General features: G+C 65.7%; 19 protein-coding genes. 11 read left to right on the plus strand and 8 right to left on the minus strand.

The features are described from left to right. Positions 1-33 precede the first annotated feature (33 nt). Genes urtB through ACQPYR_RS04000 form a run of 5 tightly spaced genes read left to right on the plus strand, consistent with a single transcriptional unit; the run spans position 34 to position 4,302 of the window. Complete coding sequence (gene urtB / locus ACQPYR_RS03980; protein WP_433627739.1) at positions 34-918, plus strand: urea ABC transporter permease subunit UrtB; 885 nt, start codon at positions 34-36, stop codon at positions 916-918. After that, positions 915-2,063 (plus strand): urea ABC transporter permease subunit UrtC, encoded by a 1,149-nt coding sequence (gene urtC, locus ACQPYR_RS03985; protein ID WP_433627741.1) that lies wholly within the window; start codon positions 915-917, stop codon positions 2,061-2,063. The genes urtB and urtC overlap by 4 nt, the downstream gene beginning before the upstream one ends. Continuing rightward, positions 2,060-2,902 (plus strand): urea ABC transporter ATP-binding protein UrtD, encoded by an 843-nt coding sequence (gene urtD, locus ACQPYR_RS03990; RefSeq protein WP_433524508.1) that lies wholly within the window; start codon positions 2,060-2,062, stop codon positions 2,900-2,902. The genes urtC and urtD overlap by 4 nt, the downstream gene beginning before the upstream one ends. Continuing rightward, complete coding sequence (gene urtE, locus ACQPYR_RS03995; protein ID WP_433601040.1) at positions 2,895-3,587, plus strand: urea ABC transporter ATP-binding subunit UrtE; 693 nt, start codon at positions 2,895-2,897, stop codon at positions 3,585-3,587. The genes urtD and urtE overlap by 8 nt, the downstream gene beginning before the upstream one ends. A 10-nt stretch (positions 3,588-3,597) precedes the next feature. Next, positions 3,598-4,302, plus strand: coding sequence for a GntR family transcriptional regulator (locus ACQPYR_RS04000; protein ID WP_433627744.1), 705 nt, complete (start codon positions 3,598-3,600; stop codon positions 4,300-4,302). Positions 4,303-4,328: 26 nt separating this feature from the next. Here the strand turns inward: ACQPYR_RS04000 and ACQPYR_RS04005 are convergent, their stop codons facing one another. Further along, positions 4,329-5,174, minus strand: coding sequence for a TetR/AcrR family transcriptional regulator (locus ACQPYR_RS04005; protein WP_433627747.1), 846 nt, complete (start codon positions 5,172-5,174; stop codon positions 4,329-4,331). A 75-nt stretch (positions 5,175-5,249) separates the two neighbouring features. Between ACQPYR_RS04005 and ACQPYR_RS04010 the strand changes: the two genes are divergently transcribed. Next, positions 5,250-6,518, plus strand: coding sequence for an MFS transporter (locus ACQPYR_RS04010; RefSeq protein ID WP_433627750.1), 1,269 nt, complete (start codon positions 5,250-5,252; stop codon positions 6,516-6,518). Between the two features lie 48 nt (positions 6,519-6,566). Here ACQPYR_RS04010 and ramB read toward each other — a convergent pair whose 3' ends face one another. Further along, entirely contained in the window at positions 6,567-7,973 is a 1,407-nt protein-coding gene (gene ramB / locus ACQPYR_RS04015; RefSeq protein WP_433627751.1) for an acetate metabolism transcriptional regulator RamB, read from the minus strand. 93 nt (positions 7,974-8,066) lie between these two features. Between ramB and ACQPYR_RS04020 the strand changes: the two genes are divergently transcribed. From ACQPYR_RS04020 to ACQPYR_RS04035, 4 genes are all read left to right on the plus strand, one after another. Further along, positions 8,067-9,578 (plus strand): ATP-dependent DNA ligase, encoded by a 1,512-nt coding sequence (locus ACQPYR_RS04020; protein ID WP_433627754.1) that lies wholly within the window; start codon positions 8,067-8,069, stop codon positions 9,576-9,578. A 277-nt stretch (positions 9,579-9,855) separates the two neighbouring features. After that, the gene (locus ACQPYR_RS04025; protein WP_433627757.1) at positions 9,856-11,109 is read left to right on the plus strand and encodes an anion permease; all 1,254 of its coding nucleotides are present in this window, start codon (positions 9,856-9,858) and stop codon (positions 11,107-11,109) included. 11 nt (positions 11,110-11,120) lie between these two features. Further along, positions 11,121-11,402, plus strand: coding sequence for a hypothetical protein (locus ACQPYR_RS04030; RefSeq protein ID WP_433627760.1), 282 nt, complete (start codon positions 11,121-11,123; stop codon positions 11,400-11,402). A gap of 12 nt (positions 11,403-11,414) precedes the next feature. Next, positions 11,415-11,771, plus strand: a complete 357-nt coding sequence (locus ACQPYR_RS04035) for a DUF3349 domain-containing protein (RefSeq protein ID WP_433627762.1) — start codon at positions 11,415-11,417, stop codon at positions 11,769-11,771. 114 nt (positions 11,772-11,885) lie between these two features. Here ACQPYR_RS04035 and ACQPYR_RS04040 read toward each other — a convergent pair whose 3' ends face one another. The 6 genes from ACQPYR_RS04040 to ACQPYR_RS04065 form a co-directional block, all read right to left on the minus strand. Next, positions 11,886-13,301 (minus strand): glycosyltransferase 87 family protein, encoded by a 1,416-nt coding sequence (locus ACQPYR_RS04040; protein ID WP_433627765.1) that lies wholly within the window; start codon positions 13,299-13,301, stop codon positions 11,886-11,888. Positions 13,302-13,430: 129 nt separating this feature from the next. Then, positions 13,431-14,258 (minus strand): class II fructose-bisphosphate aldolase, encoded by an 828-nt coding sequence (locus tag ACQPYR_RS04045; protein WP_433627768.1) that lies wholly within the window; start codon positions 14,256-14,258, stop codon positions 13,431-13,433. After that, positions 14,255-15,205, minus strand: coding sequence for a hexose kinase (locus ACQPYR_RS04050; protein WP_433627771.1), 951 nt, complete (start codon positions 15,203-15,205; stop codon positions 14,255-14,257). The genes ACQPYR_RS04045 and ACQPYR_RS04050 overlap by 4 nt, the downstream gene beginning before the upstream one ends. Then, positions 15,202-16,350, minus strand: a complete 1,149-nt coding sequence (locus ACQPYR_RS04055) for an N-acetylglucosamine-6-phosphate deacetylase (RefSeq protein ID WP_433627774.1) — start codon at positions 16,348-16,350, stop codon at positions 15,202-15,204. The genes ACQPYR_RS04050 and ACQPYR_RS04055 overlap by 4 nt, the downstream gene beginning before the upstream one ends. A 70-nt stretch (positions 16,351-16,420) precedes the next feature. Next, positions 16,421-17,470: an ROK family protein gene (locus tag ACQPYR_RS04060; protein ID WP_433627777.1), complete on the minus strand. Its 1,050-nt coding sequence runs from the start codon at positions 17,468-17,470 to the stop codon at positions 16,421-16,423. A gap of 30 nt (positions 17,471-17,500) precedes the next feature. Next, positions 17,501-18,415: an SIS domain-containing protein gene (locus ACQPYR_RS04065; RefSeq protein ID WP_433627779.1), complete on the minus strand. Its 915-nt coding sequence runs from the start codon at positions 18,413-18,415 to the stop codon at positions 17,501-17,503. 195 nt (positions 18,416-18,610) lie between these two features. On the opposite strand from ACQPYR_RS04065, the gene ACQPYR_RS04070 reads away from it, so the two are divergent. After that, positions 18,611-19,861, plus strand: a complete 1,251-nt coding sequence (locus ACQPYR_RS04070; RefSeq protein WP_387294690.1) for an extracellular solute-binding protein — start codon at positions 18,611-18,613, stop codon at positions 19,859-19,861. Positions 19,862-19,922: the final 61 nt, after the last annotated feature.

Raw genomic sequence — 19,922 nt, forward strand, 5'->3', positions numbered from 1 at the left:
GCCCGCATCCGGCCGACCGTTAGGAATCCAAATATGGACGTGTTGATCGGCCAGCTCTTCACCGGGCTGAGTCTGGGATCCATTCTTCTGCTTGCGGCGCTGGGCCTTTCGCTGACGTTCGGTCAGATGGGCGTGATCAACATGGCGCACGGCGAATTCATCATGGCCGGCTGTTACACGACTTATGTTGTGCAGAAGGTCATCTCGTCGGCCGGGGTGTCACTGGTCGTTTCATTGCTCGTCGGTTTCCTGGTCGGCGGACTGCTCGGTGCGGCCCTGGAAATGGGTCTGATCCGGTGGATGTACGACCGGCCGCTGGACACCCTGCTCGTCACCTTCGGCGTCGGACTCGTGCTGCAACAGGCCGCGCGTGACATCTTCGGCGCTCCCGCCAAGAACGTGCTCGCACCCGATTGGCTCAGCGGCGGTGTCACCATTCTCGATGCGGTGGTGCCGAAGACGCGCATCTTCATCCTCGTGCTCGCGGTCGTCGCGGTGACCGTGCTGGCCCTTGTGCTCAAGACGACTCCGCTCGGTCGGCGCATCCGCGCGGTCGTGCAGAACCGGGGTCTGGCCGAGACCAGCGGCGTCTCCAGCCGCGTCACCGATATCAGCACCTTCTTCATCGGTTCCGGCCTGGCCGGGGTCGCGGGCGTCGCACTGACGCTGATCGGTTCGACCAGCCCCACCATCGGGCAGAGCTATCTGATCGACGCCTTCCTGGTCGTCGTGATCGGCGGGCTCGGGCAGATCAAGGGCACCGTGATCGCGGCCTTCGCGCTGGGCCTGCTGAATTCGTATATCGAGTACTCGACGACGGCCTCGATCGCGAAGGTGATCGTCTTCGTCATCATCGTCATTTTCCTGCAGGTTCGTCCGCAGGGGCTATTCACCGTTCGGACGAGGAGTCTGGCATGACCACACTCGGACAACGTTGGCGCGCACATCCCTCCATGACCGCGTGGGGCGGCTTCGTCGTCGCCGCGATCCTGCTTTTCGCGGTCGCGCCCGCTGTGCTCAGCGACTTCCGGCTCAATCTGCTCGCCAAATTCCTGTGCTTCGCGATCGTGGCGGCGGGCATCGGATTGGCCTGGGGCCGTGGCGGAATGCTCACGCTCGGCCAAGGGGTGTTCTTCGGTATCGGCGCCTACATCATGGCGATGCATCTGCAGATGGCCGATGCGGCCCGGCTGCACAACGACGTACCGGAGTTCATGGAGATCGCCGGAATTCGCGAGTTGCCCTCGTTCTGGCAGCCTTTCGCATCGGGGCCGGTCGCCCTGATCGGAATCCTGGTCCTGCCTGCGCTGATCGCGGCGGCACTCGGTTACGGCGTATTCAAGCGCCGGGTCAAGGGCACGTATTTCGCGATCCTGAGTCAGGCCCTGGCCGCGGCGCTCGCGATTCTGCTGACCGGACAGCAGAAGATCGGCGGATTCACCGGACTATCGGACTTCCGCGCCTTCTTCGGCTTCAAGCTCTCGGATCCGGTGAACCGGCAGATGCTGTTCTTCATCGCCGCGGCCACCCTGCTGCTGGTGGTCGCCGCGGTGCGCCAGCTCATGCACAGCCGCTACGGCGAATTGCTTGTCGCCGTGCGTGATCAGGAAGAACGCGTGCGCTTCCTCGGTTACGATCCGGCCAATATCAAGATCGTGGCCTATGTCGTCGCGGCATTCTTCGCGGGCATCGCGGGTGCGCTGTTCACCCCGATCGTCGGCATCATCTCGCCCGCCGATATCGGTGTCGTGCCGTCCATCGCATTCATCATCGGTGTGGCGATCGGCGGACGGACCACACTGCTGGGGCCGGTACTCGGCGCGATCGGCGTCGCGTGGGCGCAGACGGCGCTCTCGGAGGAGTTCCCGTCCAGCTGGACCTATCTGCAGGGTGTGCTGTTCATTGTGGTCGTCGGGTTCATTCCGGCGGGCCTGGCGGGGGCGTGGCCGATGTTGAAGGGATTGCTGGACAGTAAGTTTCGTAGGGGCGCCGTTGATGCTCCGGTGGTGGTCGATGAACCGCTGCCCGAAGTCGTGACCGAGGAGAAGGTGGAATCCCGATGAACGCGCACGACCCGAAGCTGGGCGGCAATGCGGGCATGTCCAGTGAGTACCTCGAAATCCGCGGACTTTCGGTGAGTTTCGATGGATTCAAGGCCGTCTCCGATGTGGATCTCACTGTGCTGCAAGGTGATCTGAGATTCTTGATCGGGCCGAATGGGGCGGGAAAGACCACACTCATCGATGCGATCACCGGCCTGGTGCCCGCCACCGGATCAGCGCAGAAGTCCGGTGTCGAATTCCTCGGGAAGAAGGTGCACCAGATCGCTCGGCTCGGCATCGGCCGAACCTTCCAGACGGCAAGCGTTTTCGAACAACTCAGCGTGTTGCAAAACCTCGATATCGCGGCGGGTGCGGGTCGTTCGGCGCTGACACTGTTGCGCCGCCGCAAGTCGGTATTGCCGAGTATCGAAGAGGCACTGGAGATCACCGGTCTCGGTGAATTGCGCGATAAGCCCGCCGGAGTGCTGGCGCACGGGCAGAAGCAGTGGCTCGAGATCGGCATGCTGCTGGTGCAGAACGCCTCGGTGCTGCTGCTCGACGAACCGGTCGCGGGTATGAGCGCCGAGGAGCGCGAGGAGACCGGAAATCTGTTGCGGCGCATCGGCGGTGAACGCATTGTCGTGGTGGTCGAGCACGACATGGATTTCATGCGGTCCTTCGCGACCTCGGTGACGGTGCTGGCCGCAGGCAAGGTACTCAGTGAGGGCACCGTCGAACAGGTGCAGGCCGATCCGAAGGTGCAGGAGGTCTACCTCGGCACCGCCGCGGCCATCGGCACCGAACTCGAAGACGCGCAGACCGCGCAGGAGCTGACCGCGAAGGAGTCCGCCGATGCTTGAGCTCATCGACATCCATTCCGGATACGGCCGGACCGAGGTGATCCACGGCGTCTCGATCACCGTTCCCGACGACAGCGTGGTGGCGATCATGGGGCACAACGGCGCGGGCAAGACCACGCTGCTGCGCACGGCCGTCGGCCTGATCGGTACCAAATCCGGACAGATCAACTTCAACGGTGCGGCGATCACCAAGATGTCGCCGTCGCGTCGGGTCAAACGTGGAATCGCGTACGTACCGCAGGGGCAACAGAGCTTCCCACAGCTGAGCACCGCCGAGAATCTGCAGGTCGTCGCCGACGGCCGCAAGCGCGGTAAGGCCTTGATCGACGAATCGCTGGACCTGTTTCCGGCGCTGCGGGAACTATTGAATCGCAAGGCGGGCCTGCTGTCCGGCGGCCAGCGCCAGCAACTGGCGATCGCCAGGGCGCTGATCACCGAGCCGAAGCTGCTCATTCTCGATGAGCCGACGGAGGGCATCCAGCCGTCGGTGGTTGCCGAAATCGAGCGCACCATCATCGATTTGACCGGTCGCGGCGGACTCAGCGTGCTGCTGGTGGAACAGCACATCGGCTTCGCACTGCAAGCGGCGCAACGCTATTACGTGCTGCAGTCCGGACGTGTGACGTCCGCCGGTGAGGGCGGAGCGGGCGCGGAGACCTCGGTTCGCTCGGCGATGGCGATCTGAGCTGGCCGCCATGACGCGCAGGGGGCGGGTTTCGCTCAGCGAGCAGGTTTACGAATCGCTGCGGCGGGACCTGGCCACGGGGACGATCGTGCCTACCGAACGGCTCGGCGAGGAACGCCTGGCCGAGACGTACGGGGTTTCGCGCACCCCCGTGCGGGAAGCGCTTGCCCGGCTGCAGGCCGACGGATTGGTGGAGCGGCATGCTGACGGGCTGTATCCCTATCGACCGCGGTTGGAGGAGCTGGACAATCTGTTCGAATTGCGGATCGTATTGGAGACCAGGGGAATTCAGCGTGTCATCGGCATCGTCGGGGAACCCGCACCGGCACACGAGTTGTCCCTGGTGCGTGCGGAACTCGATATCTGGCGCGGATTTCGCGACGATCCGCCCGAACCGGGCCCCGCGCTGGTCGCCGCGGACGAGCACTTCCACACGACTCTGCTTGCCGCGGCGGGCAATACAGCGCTGGCGGACGCGCTCACCGGTGTGTATGTCCGGGTCCGCCCGGTCCGGACCCTGGACCTGCCGACGCCGGAGCGGATCGCCACCATGACCGCCGAGCACATCGCTATCGCCGAACAACTGCTCGATGGCGATCCCGCTGCCGCGCTGCGCACGCTCACCGCGCATATCGGTAGCTCGCGCACCCACGTACTCGCGCGCGCCCAGCAGGCGATCGAGTTCACGAAACTCTCACGCGCCGTCCGGGATTGACTCGCCAAGAGGTGTTTCACGAGCGCTCACTCGGCGAGTAGCTTCAGCACGACGGGGCGGGACAGGGTGCCCGACACCTGGCGGGCGAGTTGGTTGGCGCTGGTGCCTTCGGTGTGCGCGTCGCGCAGAGCAGTGGCGAGTTCGTCGCGGGCAGCGTCGGCGGCGGCCTGGGCCTCGCGTAGACGTTGCGCGGCGCGGCCTACGGGATCGGTCGGGGCGTCTGCGGCGGTGCCGTCGACCGGGCTGGCCGATTCGGTGGTCAACGCATTGACCGGCTCGCGGTGTGGGATCGATTTACCCGTTCGCAGCGCCGCCCTGGCGAACTCCATCATGAATTCGCGGGTCGCCTGCTGGTTCTCGGCATCCGCGCCGAGCAGCAGGCGAGTGGTCTGCGGGACGGCGAGGCTCCAGTTGGACAGGCCGCACAGGGCGAGCAGCAGTCGGCCCGCGTGGCTGGCGTCGACGTCGAACTGCTCCTTGGCGCGGTCGAATTTCCGCAGATAGTGCTGGGCGCGCCAGCCGTCGATATCGTGCGCGTCGGTGCCGCGATGCAGGCCCTCCCAGAGCAAAAGCCGTAGCAGTTGCGGATTTTCGCGGTGGTAGTCGAACAGCTTGCCCACGTACTCGCCGGGTTCGGTCTCGGCCAGGGGCTGGACCACATCCATGAATTCGCGCATGGTGTCGATCAGGATGACGTCGAAGAGCTTGTCCTTGCTGCCGAACAGGCCGTAGATGCGCTCCTTGTTCACCCCGGCCGCCTCCGCGATCCGGTCGACCCGCGCGCCGGCCAGACCGTATTCGGCGAATTCGTCGCGCGCGGCGCGCAGCAGCGCCTGCTTGGTCGCGTCGCTCCGTTTCATCGTGACCGTCATGACCGCGACTTTACCATCTCATTAAACCAACTATTTGGTTGACAACTGCTCGGCCATGCGCCTAATTTCGTTCACATGGCAACGCCGACTCTTCAGCTTCCGGCCGGTATCCCGGCTCCGGCACGCACTCGCAGCGCGTCACCACGCGCGCACACCGCGCGTACCCTCCCTGTTTTCGTCCTGTCCGCACTGCTGGCCACCGGCCAGATGTACATCCCGATCCCCCTGTTCACGGCCATGAAGGCCGACTGGAATGTGGGCGCGGGCGTGATGACCTGGATCATCAGCGCCTTCGCCTTCGGCTATGCGGGTGGCTTCGTGCTGTTCGGCCCGCTGTCGGATCGCTACGGCCACCGCCGGGTACTGGTCACCGGCATGATCGCCGCTGCGGTGGTCACACTGTTGACCGGTCTATCGTTCAGTGCGCCGATCGCGGTCGGCCTGCGCGTCGCACAGGGACTTGTCGTCGGCTCGATTCCGCCCGCGATCATGGCCTATATCGCCACCCGCATCGCACCGGCGCATCGGGCGGTGGTGACCATGTCGGTCGCCACCTCCTTCCTGGCCGCGACCGTGCTGGCGCAGATCGCCTCGCAGGCCGTCGTCGCCTCGTTCCCGTGGCGCACCATGTTCATCGGCTCGGCCGTGGTCTTCGTGGCGCTCGCATTCGTGCTGCGTGCGGTCATGCTCGACGATGCTCCCACCGGGCGCGACAAGCCCCTTGTGCACAGTTACGCCGCGATCCCCGCGGTGCTGCGCATCAAGGCGCTGCTGCCGATGCTGGCAGCGGGCGCGCTGGCCATGGCGGTGATGGTCGGGGTGTACACCGGCATCGAGATCACCGGTCTGGTCAAGGGTTCCGGTGAACTGCTCGCCCTGCGTGCGGGCGCGTTGCCGGTGATGTTCGCACTGCCGGTGCTGGCAATCCCGCTCTCGCGCCTGACCAAGCCGGGCCAGATGGTGCTGGGCGTGCTGGTCGCCGCGACCGCCATGGTGATCGCCACCTTCGAGGGCACCCACCTAGCGGTGCTGACCATCCTGCTCGCCGTGCTGGTCGGCGGGCTCGGCGTCATCGCGCCCGCGGTTCTGCAGACCGCGGGGGAGTTGGGTGGTGCGGCGCGTGCCGCCGCATCCTCGGTCGCCATGTTCAGCTTCTACGTCGGTGCCACCGCCGGTCCGCTGGTGGCCGCGGCCGCTGCGCCGCACGGTTTTTCGGTACTGGCGTGGACCCTGGCCATCCTGCTGGTCGCGGCGCTCGGCCTGACCCTGTTCGGGGTGCGGATGCAGCGTTCGACGCTACCGGCTCAGGGGATGGCAGCCGGCGGGGTGGGTAAGCACAGCTGAATGAGTTAGGGCCGACATCGGAAAATCGCCGATGTCGGCCCTTGCGCGTCACTTGAGGACGTACGGGGATACCGAGCTTCGATGTTCGCTGATGTCGAGCACCTTGCCCAGTGGCGGAAACGCGCGCTGCGGGCAATTGGCACGTTCACAGACCCGGCAGCCCGCACCGATCGGCGTGGCCTTGGCCACGTCGAGATCGATGCCGTCGGCGTAGACGACGCGCCCCGCATGCCGCAGCTCGCAACCCAGACCGATCGCAAAGGTCTTGCTGGCCTGGCCGTATCGGGTCGCGCGGCGTTCGACGGTGCGGGCCACCCACAGGTATTTGCGACCGTCGGGCATCTGGGCGATCTGCGTCATGATCTTGCCCGGATAGGCGAAGGTTTCGTAGACATTCCACAGCGGGCAGGTGCCGCCGCTGGAGGAGAAGTGGAAACCGGTGGCGGACTGGCGTTTCGACATGTTTCCCGCGCGGTCCACGCGCACGAAGGAGAACGGAACGCCGCGCAGCTTGGGCCGCTGCAGGGTGGAGAGGCGATGGCAGATCGTCTCGTAACTCTGGGTGAAGAAGGCCGAGAGCCGCTCGATGTCGTAGCGGAAATCCTCGGCGACCTCGTGAAAGTGCGTGTAGGGCAAGACGGTTGCCGCGGCGAAGTAGTTCGCCAGTCCGAGCATGGCCAGCTTGCGGGTGTCCTCGGAGGCGAAATTGCCCTCCTCGACCAGCTTTTCGAGCAGGTCGCCACATTCGAAGTAGGCGAGTTCGGCGGCGAGTTTGAAGGTGCGCTGACCACCGGACAGATGCGGCGCGATCTCCAGCCGCTGGGTCTGCGGATCATAGCGGTGCAACACACCTTCGCCGAGATCGATGCGCTCGATAATGTGCACGTCGTGTGCGCGCAGCAGGCGGGCGATCTCGCTGTTCACATCGCCGCCGTGGAAGCGGATGCGGGCGGTGAGTTCCTCTGCGGCGGTATCCAATTCGTGGATGTAGTTCTGCCGCTGATAGAAGAAGTCGCGCACTTCCTCATGCGGTTTGCTGATCGCCGCGCTACCGGATCCGTCGGCGAAGCGGTCCTCGGTGGCGGCGGCCAGCTGCGCGGAGGTGTTGCGGTACCGGTTGTGCATATTGACCAGTGCGCGCGCCATGCTCGGATGCGCGGAGACCATATCCGCTATCTCTTGGGTATCGGCCTCGATACCGAGCTCCTGGTCCATCACGACCTCTTGGAGTTCGGCGATGAGCCGGGTGTCGTCCTGGGAGGAGAAAAACGTCGCGTCGACGCCGAAGACTTCACTGATGCGCAGCAATACCGGTACGGTGAGCGGGCGCACATCGTGTTCGATCTGGTTGAGGTAACTCGCCGAGATCTCCAGCTTCTGGGCGAGTGAGACCTGGCTCAGCCCGCGTTCGGTCCGCAGCTGACGAAGCCGCGCCCCGACGTAAGTCTTGGCCATATGTCCAGTTTATGAGCGGATTCGCAAACCTGCCAATGGGTAATTAGCAACAGAGCTGAGCGATATGTCACAGGGGCGGGTTACCGTCGAGTGATGCTGTTCTCGGATGTCGTGCAGGCCTCGGAGACCGTCCGTGCGACCCGGTCCCGGAAGACGAAGATAGCGACCCTGGCCGCGCTGTTGTCCGAGGCTGCCCCGGATGAGCTGGAGCCGGTGGTCGCCTGGGTCTCCGGTGAACTACGGCAGGGGCGCATCGGCACCGGCTGGCGTACGCTGACGGCACTCGAATGCGAGCCGAGTGAGCTGGCGACGCTGACGGTTTCGTCGGTCGACGGCACGCTGAGCGAATTGGCCACCGCCTCCGGCCCCGGCTCGACCAACCGGCGCAAGGAATTGCTACGCGGATTGTGGACCGCAGCTACCGCCGACCAGCAGGCCTTCCTGATGCGTCTGCTCGGCGGCGAGTTGCGCCAGGGCGCGCTCACCGCGATCGTCGCCGAGGCGGTCGCGGTGGCAGCGGAGGTGCCGATCGAACTGGTCCGGCGGGCGTACATGCTCTCCGGGCAGTTACCGGTCACGGCCGTCGCCGCACTGACCGGTGGGGCCGAGGCGCTGGGCGAGTTCCGGCTCGAGGTCGGCCGCCCGATCCAACCCATGCTCGCCTCGCCCGGTGCCACGCTGGACGAGGCGATGGCCGAATTCGGCGACGAGGTGAGTGTCGAACACAAGCTGGACGGCGCGCGCATCCAGGTGCACCGGCAGGGTTCGCGGGTGTGGGTGTTCACGAGGACACTGCGCGATATCACGGCCGGTGTGCCGGAACTGGTCGATCTGGTCGCCCAGCTCGACTGTAGGAGCGTGGTGCTGGACGGAGAAACGTTGGCGCTCAACGATTCCGGACGGCCGCGTCCGTTCCAGGAGACGATGAGCCGCTTCGCCGAGGTCAGCTCGACCAGGGAATTACTGCTGCACCCGTACTTCTTCGACTGCTTGCACCTCGACGGTGCGGATCTGCTCGACGCGCCGCTGCACGAGCGCCGCGCGGCGCTGACCAAAGTCGCGGCCGCACACAGTATCCCGGCCCTGATCCGACCCGATGCCGAGGCCGCCGCGGAGTACTTCGACGGCGCGCTGGCCGCCGGGCACGAAGGCGTCATGGTCAAGTCGTTGACCGCGCCGTACGCCGCGGGCCGCCGCGGCCGGTCCTGGCAGAAGATCAAGCCGACGCACACACTGGACCTACTGGTGCTCGGCGCGGAATGGGGTTACGGTCGTCGCACCGGTTATCTGTCGAATCTGCACCTCGGCGCGCGCGATTCGGTGACCGGTGATCCAGTGATGGTCGGCAAGACCTTCAAGGGCCTCACCGATGCGCTGTTGCAGTGGCAGACCGCCGAATTCCCGCGGCATGAGCGTGCCCGCGACGAATACACCGTCTACCTCTGGCCCGAACTCGTGGTCGAGATCGCCCTCGACGGCGTTCAGGTGAGTCCGCGCTATCCGGGGGGTGTCGCCCTGCGCTTCGCCCGCGTTGTGCGGTATCGACCCGATAAGTCCGCCGCCGATGCCGACACCATCGAAACGGTCCGCGCGCTGCTGCCGTGATCCGGCGGTCCGTGCTGCCACGCCCGCACCGGGATCCGCGGGCGAGCGTCCGAATCGTTATGCGGGCCGGCGTCCGGGCTATGCGGTGATCGTCGCCGACATCGGGGGTTCGGCCGCCAATTCCTGGATCGATCAACGCTTCGCCGGTGCGCCCGAACCGGTCGGCTGCTCGAAGGTCAGCAGATAGCGCGAAGGTCCACGTTAGCCGATCGAAAATGCGTCCCGACAGGCGGCAACCGCATGGCGATCCCGATCATGAGTGCCGCACACTGGAGGGGTGAGCGCGGAGCTATTGGTACTGCTGATCGTCATCGTCACGGCACTCGCGTTCGATTTCACCAACGGCTTCCACGACACCGCCAATGCCATGGCGACCTCGATCGCCACCGGCGCACTGCGGCCACGGGTCGCGGTCGCGGTATCCGCGGTACTGAATCTGCTCGGCGCCTTCCTGTCGGTCGCGGTCGCCGCGACGGTGGCCAAGGGCATCGTCCGGCTCGACGCCGCGCAGGGCGAGGCGCTGCTCGTCATCGTTTTCGCGGGTCTGGTCGGCGGCATTCTCTGGAATCTGCTCACCTGGCTGTTCGGCCTGCCGTCGAGTTCCTCGCACGCACTGTTCGGCGGGCTGATCGGCGCCACCATCGCCGCACTCGGCTGGGGCGGGGTGATCTGGGCGCAGGGCGCGGACGGCGTGCTGACCAAGATCGTGCTGCCCGCCGTGCTCGCGCCCATCGTGGCCGCACTGGTCTCCGCCATCGGCACCTGGGGCATCTACCGGATCACCGGGAAAGCCGATCCCGACAAGGTGAACGAGGGTTTCCGCTGGGGACAGATCGGTTCGGCATCGCTGGTCTCGCTGGCGCACGGCACCAATGACGCGCAGAAGACCATGGGCGTCATCTTCCTGGCATTGGTCGCGCACGGCACGTTGACCAAGAACGACGAAATGCCGCTGTGGGTGATGGCGGCCTGTGCCGTCGCCATCGCGGCGGGCACCTACCTCGGCGGTTGGCGGATCATCCGCACCCTCGGCAAGGGACTGGTCGAGATCGACTCGCCGCAGGGTCTGGCCGCTGAATCCGCTTCCGCCGCCATCATCCTCACCTCGGCCCATTTCGGGCTACCGCTCTCGACCACGCAGACCGCGACCGGATCCATCCTCGGCACCGGACTCGGCAAGGGCGCGGAGGTGCGCTGGGGTGTGATGGGCCGGATGACGGTCGCCTGGTTGTCGACGCTGCCGCTGGCGGGTCTGGCCGGTGCGATCTGCTGGGCCATCGCGCATGTCATCGGCGGGTTGCCCGGTGTGCTGGTGGTATTCGCACTGCTGATCGCGCTGTCGTTGGTGATGTATCTGCGGTCGCGGCGGGATCCGGTGGACACCAGCAATGTCAACGAGTGGCCCGGCGACACGCCGAACTCCGGTACCGAGGTTGCGAACGACACCACGCCGGTCGTCGAGGACGGAGGACATGATGTGTCCGCCGGATCGCCTGCCACGGAATCCACTAATCGTTCAGCCCAGGTCTGAGGAGACACATCGTGCACACACTCGTCACGAACCTGGACGCGCTGTGGAAGGTGACCGTCGCGGGTCTGCTGCTCGGCGCAGGCCTGCCGATCGTCTTCGCCGTCGGGGTCCGGCTCTGGTCGGTCGCCGATACGGTATCCGCGGAAGGTACTGCCGCCCAACATAATTACCCGGCACTGGCCGGTGCCTGCGCCTGCTTCGCGCTGATCCTCGCCGCGATACTTACCGGAATTCTTTACACCGCTAGGGCATTCCTGGCGGCTGGATTCGGTATCCATCTGTTCGGAGCGTGAGAAGGGTGACCCGTGACTGATCCAGCGAAATCCGCACAGGTCCGGCCGAATCTGCTCGGCCGGGTCATCGGCTGGCTGCGCGCCGGCTATCCACAGGGGATTCCGCGGTCGGACTACGTCGCCCTGTTCGCGGTGCTGCACCGCCACCTGACCGATTACGAGGTGGTGGTGATCGCCGAGGAGTTGGTGGACTCCAATCCGGACAGCGAGATCAGCCACGCCGATATCGAAGGGGCGATCGCGCGGATGGCCAAGGAGCAGCCGGACGCGCACGATATCGCCAGGGTCGCTTCACATCTGGCGGCGGGCGGCTGGCCGCTGGCGACCCCACTGACCGATACCGAATCTTCCGATCCGACAGCTTGTTAGCGCCGACTGATCGGTTCCCAGACGATTCACAGCTGGATTGCCAGCATTCTCGAGGTGATCGGAGCAGGATGATCAATGTCGGCGAACGAAGCGGCTCCTCGTAGCACAGGAGCCTTACCCCACGGCTTCCAACTCGCTCGACCCCGGCGGTTCACTGCTCGGACCGTCTTCCCGCCGACCGGCGGCGCCCACCCCTCGCTCGCGCCGCCGGTCCGCGACTCCCTCGTCGGGCAGCTCCACAGTGTGCAGCCGGAGCGGAATCAGCCAGACGATCGCGGCGACCAGTGCGATGGTGGCGAGCAGGGTGTACGAATCGCCGAGTAGGAATTGCCATACCGTCCAACGGAATTCCCGGCCATCGGTCTGCGGTACCTGCCAGATCAGCCCCTGCGGCAGCAGTGGCAGATCCGGATCCCATGCGCCGACCTGGTCGGACCGCAGTGGCCAGGCGAAGACGAACAGGTAGATGAGCCCGGGTACGGCGATACGGACGGCGAGTGGCCGATGGCGCAGCACGTGGATCAGCCACAGCAGTGCCGGTGTGATCCACACCCAGTAGTGGGTCCAGGAAATCGGCGAGACCAGCAGCATTACCGTGGCCGCGAGCAGCGCGCCCAGCAATTGGTCACCGCGCAGGTGGGCGATGCGCGCGGCCGCCATTCCGGCGAGTCCGAGCAGTCCGGCGCAGACGAACGAGGACGTGGTGTCGCCCCAGGTCGTCCATTCCAGGCGGCCGAACATGCCGTTGATCGACTGATTCTGCACATAGGCGAAGCCGATTCGGTTCTGCGAGGTCGTGGTCGTCGTCCAGAACTGCAGTGCCTGGGTCGGCCGGTACCAGAAGCCGATCGCGACCGTGGCGCCGAAGGTCGCCGCGGCCGTCGCGGCGGCCCGGAATTGGCGGGTGATGAGCAGATAGACGATGAAGACCGCGGGGGTCAGCTTCAGTCCGGTCGCGATGCCGATGAGGATGCCCCGATATCGGCTCTCCTTGGGCATGGCGAGATCGGCCAGGACCATGGCCATCAGGATCGCGCTGAGCTGACCGAACCGGAACGCCTGCTGGACGGGCTCCAACCAGATCGCCGCGCCGGTGACGGCGATGCTCAATGCCAGCAAACCCGTTCCGCGGCGCATTTGCTGGAGTGTGGCCGCGCTCCAGACGCTCACGAACAGCGACGCCATGGTGAGCACCGTGACGCCGGTCCCGATGTAGTTGATCGGGAATCGCGAGAGTTCGGCACAGATCCACGCGGCGAAAACGGGATAGAGGAAGGGCAGGCCCATCGGTCCGCGGCCGTCGTACAGCAGCGCGGGATGAGTCGCCGCGGCCGTACCGCCCCACATATAGACCTGTAGATCGATTTGGTGCCAGTACATCTGCCAGTTGGGCCGCACGAACAGCAGCCAGGCGCCGATGGACAGGGAGGCGAATACTATTGCGGCACTGAGCGTTAACTTGTGCGAGACCTCGAGCTGCGTCTCCGCACCGGCAGCGCGCTGTTCTCCTGTTTGCAGGATGACAGCCATGGAGTTGTTATTCCTTCATCAGGTGATACAGCTCTAGCGGACAGCAAATCCTTAGCTAAACTAAAGGCAATTCATCGTATCATCGCTGCCCAACGACGGCTGCCCATACTTTCCCCGGGGTGGTGAGATCTACCCCGCGAGCACCCGCAGCAGATGTTCGACCTCGGACCGGATCGCATCGCGAGCGGGATTCAGGTACTTGCGCGGGTCGGCAATGGTGGGGCTGTCCGCGAGCACGGCCCGAATCGCTTCGGTGGCAACGACATTCAGTCGAGTGGCGATATTGACTTTGGTCATGCCGTGCTGGACGGCGGCTCGCAGACCGGCATCGGGAACACCGGAGGAGCCGTGCAGTACAAGGGGGACGGGGACTTTCGCGGCCAGCCGAGCAATCAGGTCGTTATCGAGTTCGGCCGTGCGGGTTTGCATGGCGTGCGAGGAGCCGACGGCCACGGCGAGGGCGTCCACACCGGTTGCCGCGACGAATTCGACGGCCTCATCCGGATCGGTGCGGATACCGGGGGCGTGCGCACCGTCCTTACCGCCCACTTCGCCGAGTTCGGCCTCTACGAAGACGTCGCGGTCGTGACACCAGCGAGCGATATCGGCAGTGGCAGTGACGTTCTCGGCGTAGTCGAGCGTCGAGCCGTCGTACATGACCGAGCCGATACCGAGGTCGACCGCGGTGCGAATGAGTTCGAACGAAGTGGCATGGTCCAGGTGCACGGCGATATCGGCGCTACTGTCGGCGGCAATGCTCGAGCATGCCAGCGCGATCGGGGCGAGATTGCCGTGGTAGCGCACCGTATTCTCCGAAAGTTGGAGCAGCACCGGCAGTTTCGCCGCCTCGGCAGCCGCGGCGATGGCCTCGGCGTGTTCGATGGTGATCACATTGAAGGCGCCGAGACCGCCCGGACGGGCGGCCGCGATCAGGTCCGCGACTGGTCTCGAGGTCATGGGGAGGTCTCCTGCGGGGTGGCTAGTCGTTCGACGATCACCGTCGGCGCGATCTGGGTGCGCAGGCGGCGGTCGATTTCACCGGCCACCGGGATGACGACCGCGGCGGCCGAGGTGGCGACGGCGTCTACCAGAATGGCGGGCCAGTCGGGGGTGTCCTTCGCATCCGACAGGGCAGCTATCACCGCTGCTGTCGCGGAATCGCCCGCGCCGGTGGGGTTTCCGGCGAGTGGTTCGGGCAGGGCCGCCGACCACGCGCCCTCGGCGGTGACCACGACCATGCCCTCGGCGCCGCGGGTGGCGATGACGGCGCGCACGCCGCGTTCGATGAGCGGCAGTGCGGCCGTGGCGACTTCGCCTGGGGTCACCGGGACTCGTCCGGTGAGACGTTCCAGCTCTTCGGTATTCGGCATCAGCACGATGCCGGGGATCTGCGCCGCAAGGCGCAGTGACTCGCCGTCGACATCGCAGACGGTCGGGACACCGGCGGCGATGGCGGTGCGCGCGATTTCGGCGGGTAGGCTGTGGGCGATGCCACCCGGCAGTGATCCCGAGATGACCAGGCCGTTGATATCGGGCAGCATGCCCGAAACGCGGACCGAGAGCTGTTCGGCGGCATGTGGATTCGACACCCGTGCACCGGGCTCCCACAGTGCGGTCGCGGTACCGTCGCCCGATTCGCTGATCACCACCGTGCGTCGGACCCAGGGCAGTGCGTGCACGAAGTCGACCGGCATCTCCAGCTCGGCGGCGGCCGCGAAGGCGTGGTCGGAGAATCCCGTCGCCCTGGCATATTTTCCGAGCTGATTGAGCACCCGCGTCACATTGATGCCCTTGCCGCCGATGCGCTGCTCGACCGAACGGACCCGATGGGCCTGGCCGCGCTCGAAATGCTCTACCCGGTAGGTCATGTCGTAGGCGGGATTCATTGTCACAGTGAGGATCACGTCAACAACTGTCCACGTCTGAGCACCCGGCGCAACTGTAGGTTGTCATCGACTATCAGCAGGTCGGCGAAAAAGTCGGCCCTGATGTCGCCCACATCGGCCAGTCCCGCCGTCGCGGCCGGTACCGAAGTGGCGGCGATCACAGCCTCGCGCAACGGCACACCGCAATCCTGGACCGCCCAGTCGAGGCAGCGCAGGAGGTGGGCGGTGCCGCCCGCGATGGATCCATTGGCTATTCGGGCCACGCCATCGGCGACGTGCACGACTTGCGGACCGAGCTGATATTCGCCGTCGGGCATGCCCGCCGCCTGCATCGCGTCGGTGATCAGCGCGACCTGTCCGGGTGCGGTCGCGAAAACTAAAGCGCCGAAACCGGAGTCGACGTGTACCCCGTCGCCGATCAGCTCGACGACAACCCGGCGCTGCGCCGCGGCGACGAGTGCGGCGGCCACCGGACCGGGCGTGCGGTGATGCAGTGGCGGCATGCCATTCGCCAAGTGGGTGACCAGAGCGCCGAATCCATCAGGTCGCAGCGCCCGCCGGAAGCGGGCGAAGTCGGTATCGCTGTGGCCGAGCGACACCACCACATCGTTTTCGGAAAGGCGTTGGGCGACCTTGTCGAATCCCGGCAGCTCCGGCGCGAGCGTCATGACGCGCAGATGTCCGCCAGCGGCGGCGAGCAGGCGTTCGGTCAGCTCGAGATCGGGATCGCGCAGAAATCGGGGATCCTGTGCGCCACAGCGGGCAGCGGCCAGAAACGGTCCCTCGGCATGGATTCCGCCGATGGTGCCGTCCGCTGCCATCGCGCGCAGCGTCGCGACCTGCGCGACCATATCGGTCGCGGCGCCGGTGACAACGCTGGCCAGCACGGTGGTGGAGCCGTGCGTGTGGTGGAATTCGGCGGCCGCCCGCGCCTCGGCACCGTCGACGGTGTCGAACCGGTGGCCGAATCCGCCGTGGTTGTGAATATCGACGAGGCCGGGCAGTACCGTGCCGGAAAATGGCGGCACGGTCGAATCCGGATGTGCGGCAACCCAGTCCGCGAGGGAGCAGATCGCATGGATTCGGTCCGCGCGTACGGAGACGACGCCGTCGTCGAATGTGCATGTCGCCGATACGATCCGTCCGCGAATCTCGAGACTCATGCGGCCACCCTCGCGCGGGATGATCGGACCAGCACTGCCCGCACTCGGATTACACTCGCCGCGACGCGAGTCACGTGAGCGCTCCCTGTCTGGCGAACAGTGCCGCACCCATGAGCCCCGCGCGAACACCGAACTCGCCGAGCACAACCCGCGGTGCGGGCACCACGCGCAGGCGTTCGGCGATGGTGTGGTGCAGGGGTTCGGTCAGCGCGGGTCCGGCCCCGGCCAGGCCGCCGCCGAGAATGATCAGTTCGGGACAGGCCGCATGGATGAGGCCGAGCAGTCCGTCGGCAAGCGCGCTGATCGCTTCGGCGACCACGGCTTTGGCATCGGGATCGGTATCCAGTATCGCGAAAACATCAGCTGCGCTTGCTGTTTCGTGACCCGTTCGCTTCGCGTACGCGCGGGCGATGGCTGCGCCGGACGCCACGGTCTCCACGCAGCCGATATTGCCGCAGGGACAGCGCAATCCGTCGGCGTGCCGCACCGGGATGTGTCCGTATTCGCCGGTCTGCCCGTACCCGCTGCGCATCAGACGGCCACCGACGGAAAGGGTGCCGCTGATGCCGGTGCCCAGGATGACCACGCAGACGTCATCGTGGCCGCGCCCGGCGCCGAAACGCCATTCGGCCCAGCCCGCCACCGCGACATCGTGCTCGATCAGCACCGGCATACCCCAGCGCTCGGTGAATCGATCGCCGATGTGCACATCGCGCCAACCGACATTGCTGCTGAATACCGCGATCGAACGGACCGGATCGACAATGCCCGGCAGCAGTACCGCCGCGCGCGCGACGCGATCGCGCTGGTCATCGGTCAACTCCGCCAGCAACTGATCGCCGAGTGCCCCCATGGTGTCGAAGGCCGCCTCGCCCTGCGGCGTGGCTACCACCCCCGAGGCGAGCACGGTGCCCGCGGCATCGGTGACCTCACCTTTCATCGTGGTGCCGCCGACATCTAGGCCGAGCACCAGCAGATCATCGGTCAACGCCGTGACCGGCTGCTGTCGCGCAACCGGCCCCGGCGCTGCCGCGGCGTCCGGCACCGCCGAGGTCGCCACGTCCGTGCGGTCCGCGAGATCGTCGCGGTGCACGGTGGCCGGGGGCTTTTCCGTTCCCATATCCGCACAGTAGTTCCTGGTAGCGACCGCTCACCGATCCAGAACGACGGAACGGTTGAGGTTGCGCGGATGATCCGGGTCGAGGCCTTGGTCGGCGGCGCGCAGCACACACAGCTGGTGCACCCGCACCAGATCGGCCATCGGATCGATATCGCGATGTTCGAAGTGCGCTCCGGTGACGGCCACGTCCTGCGCGAAATTGGGGACCAGCGGTCCGAACGCCCAGACGGCGCGGCCGGGGGTGGAGATGCTGATCGGTCCGTGCCGGTATTCGGTCTGCAGATACGACTCGGTCCAGGACTGGCAGGATTCGCGCAGCTTGAGCCCCGCCTCCTCGGCGATCGCGGCCGCGAAACCCATCCCGACGAAGCTGATCTGCTCGGCACGACGCACGTCGGCCAGTGCTGTGGCTGGATCCTCGGCGAGTACGGCCCTGGCCTGCTCGATGGCCGTACGCAGATCCTCGCCGAGATGCCAGCGCAGCATCGCCAGCGCGGTGGTGGCGAAACGAGTCTGTACCACCGACTGCTCGTCGACCTCGTCGATCAGGATCGGATCGCCCAGGTCGAGCACCGGGGTGCCCGGACTGCTGCAGATGACGGTGCGCGGAATGCGCGCAGGTATCGCCCGCATGGCATCGACCACCTCGGTGGTGGTGCCGGAGCGGCAGATGACGAGGTAGCGGTCGTAATCGCGATCGCCGCGGACTTCGCTTGCGGGCCAGGCGTCGGTAATGCCCTGCCCCGAACTCTCGCGCAATGACGCGATGGCACGGGACATGAACAGCGAAGTGCCGCAACCGATGACGGCGACGCGCTCGCCCGGTTGGGGCAGGACGGCGCGGTACTCGGCGGCGGTGGTCTCGGCGCGAACCCAGTCGTCCGGCTGGGTGGCGACTTCGGCGGCCAGATGAGTCACGGGGGTGGGGTCAGCGGAGATCGGCACAACAACAGGATCACTCTCGGTGATCGTTCATGTCAAATTTACGAGCAAATCAGTCACATGTGATCACAGTTCGGTCTAGCCTCTATCCGTAGCGACTGCTTGCAGGTCGCTCGAAACGATCTGTACAAGCGATTCGTTCGCTCCATCATCGGCGCTGCAGTAGCGCCCGGAGTGAAAATTTGAAAGGTTCTGCTCGTGAAAAGACCTCTCCACGGCGTCCTCGCGGGGATAGCGATGGTCACCGGCCTCGCACTCGCCGTCTCGTCATGTGGTTTCGGCTCCAAGGATTCGGCCGACTCCGATACGACGATCAACTTCCTGGCTCCCGCCTACAGCGACGGTGCCAATGGCACGAAGGCGCTGTGGGACCGCATCATCGACGACTTCCAGAAGCAGAACCCCGACTACAAGGTCAACCTGCAGATGGAGTCCTGGGAGTCGATCAACGATGTGGTGAAGACCAAACTGCAGTCCAAGTCCACCACCCCGGATCTGCTGAATATCGACGCCTACGCCAGCTTCGCCGGTGACGGCATGCTCTATCCGGTATCCGAGGTCGTCTCCCCGAATGTGCTGTCGGATGTGCAGCCCGGTTTCGCCAAGAACGCGTCGCTGAACGGCACGCAGTACGCGATGCCGCTGTTCGCCTCCACGCGCACCCTGTTCTACAACACCGACCTGTTCGCGAAGGCCGGGGTGAGCACTCCGCCCAAGACCTGGGCCGAGCTGACCGATGCCGCCAAGAAGATCCAGGCGCTCGGCGGCGGTGTTTCCGGCTACGGTCTCCCGCTGGGCAGTGAGGAATCGCAGGCCGAGACGTCGCTGTGGACCTTCGGTGCCGGCGGCAACTGGTCCGATGGCGACAAGATCACCGTGGATACCCCACAGAACCTGGAGGGGGTCAAGGCCATGCGGGAGATCTTCGACGCCGGTGTCACCCAGCCGAATCCGGGTGCGACCAACCGCAAGGACGTCATCAACTCCTTCATCCAGGGCAAGGTCGGGATGATCGAGGGGCTGCCGCCCACCATCGCCCAGATCGCCGATAAGAATCCGGGTCTGAAGTACGCCACCGCGCCCACGCCGACCAAGGACGGTGCGCCCGTCACGCTGGGCGTGGCCGATCACCTGATGGCATTCAAGAAGGACGGCAAGAAGGCCGAGACGATCAAGAAGTTCCTCGACTTCTTCTACTCGGCGAATGTGTACTCGAACTTCGTCAAGAACGAGCACTTCATCCCGATCACGACCAGTGCCACCGCGGTGCTCGCCGACGACCCGGTGACCAAGGCCTTCGCGGCGACCCTGCCGGTGGCCAAGTTCTACCCGAGCAATAACCCGAAATGGGCTGCGGTGCAGGGCGCCATGCATCAGCAGATGGGCACCATCGCCCAGGGTGCGGACCCGGCACAAGTGTTGCAGCGGATTCAGGAAGCAGCGAAATAGCGTGTGGCGCCCAGCGGCCCGAGCGACGGGCCCGAAGGAGGTAGCGAAGCGTGACCACGAA

Origin of the sequence: Nocardia sp. CA-120079 (assembly GCF_050955745.1) — a bacterium.
GTDB lineage: Bacteria > Actinomycetota > Actinomycetes > Mycobacteriales > Mycobacteriaceae > Nocardia.

What these genes read in the sequence shown, in the direction of transcription:
- urtB (WP_433627739.1), top strand. Translation starts at nt 34, where the DNA reads ATGGACGTGTTGATCGGCCAGCTCTTCACCGGGCTGAGTCTGGGATCC.
- urtC (WP_433627741.1), top strand. Translation starts at nt 915, where the DNA reads ATGACCACACTCGGACAACGTTGGCGCGCACATCCCTCCATGACCGCG.
- urtD (WP_433524508.1), top strand. Translation starts at nt 2,060, where the DNA reads ATGAACGCGCACGACCCGAAGCTGGGCGGCAATGCGGGCATGTCCAGT.
- urtE (WP_433601040.1), top strand. Translation starts at nt 2,895, where the DNA reads ATGCTTGAGCTCATCGACATCCATTCCGGATACGGCCGGACCGAGGTG.
- ACQPYR_RS04000 (WP_433627744.1), top strand. Translation starts at nt 3,598, where the DNA reads ATGACGCGCAGGGGGCGGGTTTCGCTCAGCGAGCAGGTTTACGAATCG.
- ACQPYR_RS04005 (WP_433627747.1), bottom strand. Translation starts at nt 5,174, where the DNA reads ATGACGGTCACGATGAAACGGAGCGACGCGACCAAGCAGGCGCTGCTG.
- ACQPYR_RS04010 (WP_433627750.1), top strand. Translation starts at nt 5,250, where the DNA reads ATGGCAACGCCGACTCTTCAGCTTCCGGCCGGTATCCCGGCTCCGGCA.
- ramB (WP_433627751.1), bottom strand. Translation starts at nt 7,973, where the DNA reads ATGGCCAAGACTTACGTCGGGGCGCGGCTTCGTCAGCTGCGGACCGAA.
- ACQPYR_RS04020 (WP_433627754.1), top strand. Translation starts at nt 8,067, where the DNA reads ATGCTGTTCTCGGATGTCGTGCAGGCCTCGGAGACCGTCCGTGCGACC.
- ACQPYR_RS04040 (WP_433627765.1), bottom strand. Translation starts at nt 13,301, where the DNA reads ATGGCTGTCATCCTGCAAACAGGAGAACAGCGCGCTGCCGGTGCGGAG.
- ACQPYR_RS04045 (WP_433627768.1), bottom strand. Translation starts at nt 14,258, where the DNA reads ATGACCTCGAGACCAGTCGCGGACCTGATCGCGGCCGCCCGTCCGGGC.
- ACQPYR_RS04055 (WP_433627774.1), bottom strand. Translation starts at nt 16,350, where the DNA reads ATGAGTCTCGAGATTCGCGGACGGATCGTATCGGCGACATGCACATTC.
- ACQPYR_RS04060 (WP_433627777.1), bottom strand. Translation starts at nt 17,470, where the DNA reads ATGGGAACGGAAAAGCCCCCGGCCACCGTGCACCGCGACGATCTCGCG.